Annotated in this window: 3 protein-coding genes; 1 reads left to right on the top strand and 2 read right to left on the bottom strand. The window is 73.2% G+C overall.

Annotation, left to right across the window (positions count from 1 at the left end):
* Positions 1 to 207: 207 nt before the first annotated feature.
* Positions 208 to 1,311: a hypothetical protein gene (locus WH07_RS34300; protein ID WP_046508837.1), complete on the bottom strand. Its 1,104-nt coding sequence runs from the start codon at positions 1,309 to 1,311 to the stop codon at positions 208 to 210.
* Between the two features lie 185 nt (positions 1,312 to 1,496).
* Between WH07_RS34300 and WH07_RS34295 the strand changes: the two genes are divergently transcribed.
* Complete coding sequence (locus WH07_RS34295; protein ID WP_046508835.1) at positions 1,497 to 2,687, top strand: cystathionine gamma-synthase; 1,191 nt, start codon at positions 1,497 to 1,499, stop codon at positions 2,685 to 2,687.
* Between the two features lie 98 nt (positions 2,688 to 2,785).
* Here WH07_RS34295 and WH07_RS34290 read toward each other — a convergent pair whose 3' ends face one another.
* Positions 2,786 to 3,058, bottom strand: a complete 273-nt coding sequence (locus WH07_RS34290) for a hypothetical protein (RefSeq protein ID WP_046508834.1) — start codon at positions 3,056 to 3,058, stop codon at positions 2,786 to 2,788.
* Positions 3,059 to 3,107: the final 49 nt, after the last annotated feature.

The raw sequence follows: 3,107 nt of genomic DNA, 5'->3' as shown, positions 1-3,107 counted from the left end.
GGGTCTGCTCCGGGGTGGGAAGCTCGGGGGTGCGGCGGGTGATGAACATTTCAGGTCTCCTCGGCTCTGCTCGGCTGTGGGGTCCTGCTGAATCAACGTACCGGGCGCCCTGGACATTCCGTGAAGCCTGTGGACAGGCCTGTGGACAGTGCGGAAGAGGCTGTGGATAAGTCCGTGGGAACCCCTGTGGGAACCCCATCCGCCCCCTCACTGCCGTAGCGTCGCCGGGCTCCCGCCGTTCGCCTCGTAGCCCGCCACCGCCAGCGCCCGGTACACCGCGTACACCGCCGCCGGGTCCCCCTCCAGCGTCCACGGCAGCGCCCCCACGTGCCCGTCCACCCGTACGAGCTGGTGCATCGCCTCCGCCCAGCGTTCCTGCCGTACGAGGAAGAGGACCAGCATGTGCCGTACGTGCGCGAGCAGCGGATCGTCCTGGCGCGCCGCGTGCACCGCGAACAGCGCGCCCTCCACCGCCTTGGTCACCACCGCGCTCTGGTAGAAGCCCTGCACGAGATTGACCTCGGGAAGGTGCTCGTACACCGCGAACAGCGGCAGCGCCGCCAGCAGCGAGCCCCGCGGGGCGCGCGCCGCGGCCGTCGTCGCGAAGTGGTCGGCCTCCTCGCGCGAACCGTGCCACTTCTCACACCAGTAGTGCAGCGCCGCGAGATGCGCGCCCATGTGCTCCGGCGCGCGGTCGATCACCTTCGCCCACACCTGGTCGAACTGCTCGTGCGTATAACCGAGCCCGCGCGCCACGGCCAGCTCGGTGAGGTACGGCACGGGGTCGCCCGGCGCCAGCAGGGCCGCCTCGCCGCAGACCGTACGGGCCTCCTCCAGGATGATCCGGAAGTCGTCCGTCCCCGCGGCCGACGACCGCCACGCCTGCTGCACCAGGAATTCCGCGTGCACCGCCGCACCGCCCGCGTCCTTCGGCGACTCCGCACGCCACGCCCGCAGCCACGCGCCGCCCACGCCGGGCCGCTGCTGAAGCTCCAGCGACGCCGCGCCGGCGAACGCCTGCACGCGCTGCCAGCGCACCTCGCCCTCCTTGGGCGTGCCCGCGAGCAACTGCGCGGCGGCCCGCCAGTCCTGCGTCCCCTGTACGACATCGAGTACGTCGAGGAGATCCTGGTCGGGGCCCGGCAGCCGGATGTCCAGCTCCTCCTGGAGCAGGAAGCCGTACGCGGCCGGGTCGGCGGCGTCGGGCGAACCGGGCGCGACCTGGCGGACACCGCCGCGGCGGCGCAGCGCAAACGGGCCGATGGCCCCGGCCAGCAGGCCCATCGCGATCAGGAACCAGAGAATCTCCATGGCCCCATTGTCGCGGACGCGGCGCCCGGCGTATCCGGCGGTGCGGCACGGCGTACGGTCCGCGGGCGCCCGGCCCGTACCCGCCTTGCCGCCCCAGCCCGTACCCGCCTTGCCGCCCCGGCTCGTACCCGCCTCGCCGCTCCGTTGTGCGGGCGGGTGCTCGTACGGCGTTACGCTCGGGCCTCATGAGCCACGAGCACCCCACCCAGCGCCCGGCCGACGGGCACCATCCCGGCGAGCCGCAGCACTTCGAGACGCTCGCCATCCACGCGGGCAACACCGCGGACCCCCTGACCGGCGCGGTCGTCCCGCCGATCTACCAGGTGTCCACCTACAAGCAGGACGGAGTGGGCGGACTGCGCGGCGGTTACGAGTACAGCCGCAGCGCCAACCCCACCCGTACCGCCCTGGAGGAGAACCTCGCGGCCCTGGAGGGCGGCCGTCGCGGGCTCGCCTTCGCCTCGGGCCTGGCGGCGGAGGACTGCCTGCTCCGTACGCTGCTGGAGCCCGGCGACCATGTCGTGATCCCGGACGACGCGTACGGCGGCACGTTCCGGCTGTTCGCGAAGGTCGTCTCCCGCTGGGGCGTGGACTTCTCGGTCGCGCACACCTCCGACCCGGCGGCGGTACGGGCCGCGCTCACCCCCCGTACCAAGGCGATCTGGGTCGAGACCCCCTCGAACCCGCTGCTCAACATCACCGACATCGCGGCCCTCGCCGGGATCGCGCGCTCCGCCGGGGCGCGGCTGGTCGTCGACAACACCTTCGCCAGCCCGTACCTCCAGCAGCCGCTGGCGCTGGGCGCGGACGTCGTCGTCCACTCGACCACGAAGTACATGGGCGGGCACTCGGACGTGGTCGGCGGCGCGCTGATCGTCGACGACGCGGAACTCGCGGACGAACTCGCCTACCACCAGAACGCGATGGGGGCCGTCGCCGGTCCCTTCGACGCGTGGCTGGTGCTGCGCGGCATCAAGACGCTGGCGGTCCGGATGGACCGGCACAGCGGGAACGCCACGCGGATCGCGGAGATGCTCACCCAGCACCCCCAGGTCTCGAAGGTCCTCTATCCGGGGCTGCCCGACCACCCCGGTCACGAGGTCGCCGCGAAGCAGATGAAGGCCTTCGGCGGGATGGTCTCCTTCCAGGTCGCGGACGGCGAGGAGGCGGCGGTGGCGGTCTGCGACCGCGCGAAGCTGTTCACACTGGGCGAGTCCCTGGGCGGGGTCGAGTCGCTGATCGAGCACCCGGGCCGGATGACCCACGCCTCGGCGGCGGGCTCGGCGCTTGAGGTGCCGTCGGACCTGGTCAGGCTGTCGGTGGGCATCGAGTCGGTCGACGACCTGCTCGCTGACCTCCACCAGGCGCTGGCCTAGGGTCATTCGGGCGGGGCGTCGTCCCCCGCCGGGGCTGACGGTCCGCCATCAAGCGCCGTACGGGCTGAACGCGCAGCCCTCGGGCGCGACCGGGCCGGTCACCAGTCCTCCAGCGGCGGGGTGGTCTGCGACGGCGGTACGGTCCACGGGTGTGCCGCGGACGCCCAGACCGCGAACACGACCACCCCGACCAACAGCAGTGCCCAGCACACCCGTTGGACCGCGCGGCGGCGGTGCAGCAGCCGGGTGCCGAGGGCGGTGGCGCGCGGCACGAGATCGCCGGGGACGGCGGGCCGCCGCGCGTTCAGCATCCGCCGTACCTCGGCGGCCTTGTGGTCGCGGTGGTCGCCGCCGCCGTCGCCCCCGCTCATGTCCGCGCCCCGCCCACCCGGCTGTCGCTGCTACGGGGTGCCGGGCGCG

The organism is Streptomyces odonnellii, assembly GCF_000981895.1.
GTDB classification, from domain to species: Bacteria; Actinomycetota; Actinomycetes; order Streptomycetales; family Streptomycetaceae; genus Streptomyces; species Streptomyces odonnellii.
Note: the sequence above shows the minus strand (reverse complement) of the source record. Positions and strands in the feature narration are given on the sequence as shown.

Bases quoted from the DNA above. Each gene is read 5' to 3' on its own strand.
- WH07_RS34300 (WP_046508837.1), bottom strand. From the start codon at position 1,311: ATGGAGATTCTCTGGTTCCTGATCGCGATGGGCCTGCTGGCCGGGGCC.
- WH07_RS34295 (WP_046508835.1), top strand. From the start codon at position 1,497: ATGAGCCACGAGCACCCCACCCAGCGCCCGGCCGACGGGCACCATCCC.
- WH07_RS34290 (WP_046508834.1), bottom strand. From the start codon at position 3,058: ATGAGCGGGGGCGACGGCGGCGGCGACCACCGCGACCACAAGGCCGCC.